This is a genomic window from Pseudomonas sp. FW305-28, from assembly GCF_017351395.1.
In the GTDB taxonomy this organism is placed as follows: Bacteria; Pseudomonadota; Gammaproteobacteria; order Pseudomonadales; family Pseudomonadaceae; genus Aquipseudomonas; species Aquipseudomonas fluorescens_AA.
Genome location: NZ_JACNDD010000275.1, coordinates 1 through 3,212 on the forward strand (window position 1 = coordinate 1; position 3,212 = coordinate 3,212).

The 3,212-nt window shown below is 63.2% G+C and carries 3 protein-coding genes; all 3 read left to right on the plus strand.

The features are described 5' to 3' along the window. Nucleotide 1: 1 nt before the first annotated feature. Nucleotides 2-1,558, plus strand: a complete 1,557-nt coding sequence (locus J4E53_RS30230; RefSeq protein ID WP_259333261.1) for an iron ABC transporter permease — start codon at nt 2-4, stop codon at nt 1,556-1,558. Nucleotides 1,559-1,713: 155 nt separating this feature from the next. Further along, nucleotides 1,714-2,796 carry a glycine cleavage system aminomethyltransferase GcvT gene (gene gcvT / locus J4E53_RS30235; protein ID WP_060740140.1) on the plus strand — a complete coding sequence of 361 codons (1,083 nt, stop codon included), beginning with the start codon at nt 1,714-1,716 and terminating at the stop codon, nt 2,794-2,796. 52 nt (nt 2,797-2,848) lie between these two features. Next, a partial coding sequence (gene gcvH, locus J4E53_RS30240; protein ID WP_207268282.1) for a glycine cleavage system protein GcvH occupies nt 2,849-3,212 on the plus strand: 364 nt, incomplete at its 3' end.

Below are 3,212 nucleotides of genomic sequence, written 5' to 3' on the forward strand. Positions count from 1 at the left end.
CCTGTTGCCCTTGAGTGTCTTGCTGCTGTCCTGGCAGAGCATCGACCAGCAAATCTGGTCCCACTTGTGGGATACGCAGATGCCGCGCTTGTTGGGCAACACCCTCACCTTGATCCTTGGCGTAGGTGTCGGCGTGACCTTGCTGGGTGTCAGCCTCGCCTGGCTCACCAGCCTGTGTGAGTTTCCGGGACGCCGCTGGCTCGATTGGGCGTTGATGCTGCCGTTCGCGATTCCGGCCTATGTGTTGGCGTTCGTTTTCGTTGGCCTGCTGGATTTCGCCGGTCCCGTGCAGACGCTGATGCGTGAATGGTTCGGCAGCGGCCTGCGCCTGCCCCGGGTTCGTTCCACCGGCGGGGTGATCCTGGTGCTGGTGCTGGTCTTTTACCCTTATGTCTATTTGTTGGCGCGCAGTGCCTTCCTGGCCCAGGGCAAGGGCTTGATGGAGGCTGCCCGGGTGCTGGGGCAGTCGCCGTGGCAGGCGTTCTGGCGCGTGGCGCTGCCGATGGCCCGGCCAGCCATCGGTGCGGGCGTGGCGCTGGCGCTGATGGAAACCCTGGCGGATTTCGGCGCGGTGTCGGTGTTCAACTTCGACACCTTCACCACCGCCATCTACAAGACCTGGTACGGCTTCTTCAGCCTTTCCAGCGCTGCCCAACTGGCCAGCCTGCTGTTGCTGGCGGTGATGCTGGTGCTCTACGGCGAACGCCGGGCCCGCGGCGCTCACCGGACCAGTAACGAGCGGCCCCGGGTCAAGGCGTTGTACACGTTGCGCGGCCTCAAGGCCGTGGCGGCCAGTGGCTGGTGCTTCCTGGTATTTGCCTGCGCGTTTGTCATCCCGGTGCTGCAGTTGGTGGTGTGGTTCTGGCAACGCGGTCGTTTCGACCTGGATGAGCGTTATGCCGGGCTGATTGTCCATACCCTCTACCTGGGCGGCCTGGCGGCGCTGGTCACCGTCTGTGTGGCCTTGCTGCTGGCGTTCGCCCGGCGGCTGGCGCCGACCCGTCCGATTCGTGCCGGCGTCGGCCTGGCGAACCTGGGGTATGCCTTGCCCGGTTCGGTGCTGGCGGTGTCGATCATGCTTGCGTTCAGCTACCTGGACCGTGAGCTGGTCATCCCGCTGTCGACCTGGCTCGGCGGTGCAGGCAAGCCATTGTTGCTGGGCAGCCTGTCGGCGCTGTTGCTGGCGTACCTGGTGCGTTTCCTGGCCGTGGCCTACGGGCCGTTGGAGAGCAGCCTGGCGCGCATTCGTCCGTCCTTGCCCGAAGCGGCACGCAGCCTTGGGGTCAGTGGCCCGCGACTGTTTTTCAAAGTGTATCTGCCGTTGCTGTTGCCCGGCACCTTGAGCGCGGCGTTGCTGGTGTTCGTCGATGTACTCAAGGAAATGCCCGCGACGTTGCTGATGCGCCCGTTCGGCTGGGACACGCTGGCGGTGCGGATCTTCGAGATGACCAGCGAAGGGGAGTGGGCCCGGGCCGCGTTACCGGCGCTGACGTTGGTATTGGTGGGGCTGTTGCCGGTCATCGGATTGATACGACGTTCGGCCCATCGAAACAGCTAGGTGCCAGTCCTACCTCATGCGGCTACAATGCGCGGCATTCGGTGCGGTCCGTCTGTCGGACCGGGCAACTGAGAGCGTCAGAAAACTCCTTTTTTCAGACGTTCGCGCTACGCAGTGTCCGTCCGCACCTTCGCCAAGCCCGGAAGGAGAAACCCATGGGACAGCGTACGCCTCTGTATGACCTTCATCTCGCCCTTGGCGCGAAGATGGTCGATTTTGGCGGTTGGGATATGCCTTTGCATTACGGCTCGCAGGTCGAAGAACACCATCAGGTGCGTCGCGACTGCGGTGTGTTCGATGTATCCCACATGACCGTGATCGACGTCGCCGGCCCCCAGGCCAAGGTCTGGCTGCAGCGCTTGCTGGCCAATGACGTCGACCGCTTGCAAGACACAGGCAGTGCCTTGTACAGCGCGATGCTCAATGAGCGCGGCGGCATCGTCGACGACATGATCATCTACCGTGTCGAAGACGGTTATCGCCTGGTCTTCAACGCCTCGACCCGCGATCAGGACCTGGCCTGGATGCAGGCACAACTCGGTGACTACGACGCGCAACTGCATGAGCGCCCCGAGCTGGCGATGCTGGCGATCCAGGGCCCCCACGCCCGACAGAAGATTGCCGAGCTGGTCACGCAATCCCGTGGGCAAATCATCCAGCAACTCAAGCCTTTCGAAGGGCGCGCCGACGGCGAATGGTTCATCGCCCGGACCGGCTACACCGGCGAAGATGGCCTGGAAATCGTCCTGCCCGCCCAGGAGGCCCCGAGTTTCTTCAACGACCTGGTCGGCGCTGGCATTTCGCCCATCGGCCTCGGCGCCCGCGACACCTTGCGCCTGGAGGCCGGCATGAACCTCTACGGCCAGGATATCCACCAGGATGTTTCACCGCTGGCCTCGAACATGGCCTGGAGTATCGCCTGGGAACCGGCGAGCCGTCAGTTCATCGGGCGCAGCGCGCTGGAGACCGAGCTGGCCAGCGGTGTGCAGCACAAACTGGTCGGACTGGTGCTGGAAGAACGGGGTGTTTTGCGCGCCCACCAGGTGGTTCGCATCGCCAATGTTGGCGAAGGGGAGATCACCAGTGGTAGTTTTTCTCCTACGCTTAGCAAGTCGATCGCCCTGGCACGTGTTCCGATGGCAACCGCCGACCGTGCCGAGGTAGAAATTCGCGGCAAGTGGTACCCGGTACGGGTGGTCAAACCGACCTTCGTCCGCCATGGCAAAACCCTGATCTAACCTTTTGCGGCGGGCCGCTGGCCGCTGACACTTTCTATTGAGGACACAGAATATGAGCGATATCCCTGCCGAACTGCGTTTTGCCGAAAGCCATGAGTGGGCGCGTCTGGAGGCCGACGGCTCCGTTACCGTGGGCATCAGTGATCATGCGCAGGAAGCCTTGGGCGACGTGGTCTTTGTCGAGCTGACCGAGGTCGGCACGGTCTTTGAGGCGGGCGCCCAGGCCGGCGTGGTGGAGTCGGTCAAGGCCGCTTCCGATATCTATTCCCCGATCGCAGGTGAAGTGATCGCGGTCAATGAGGAGTTGGGCGGTTCGCCTGAGCTGCTGAACTCCGATCCGTACGGCGCCTGGATCTTCAAGCTCAAGCCAAGCAACACGGCTGAGCTGGACAAGTTGCTGGACGCGGCGGGTTACA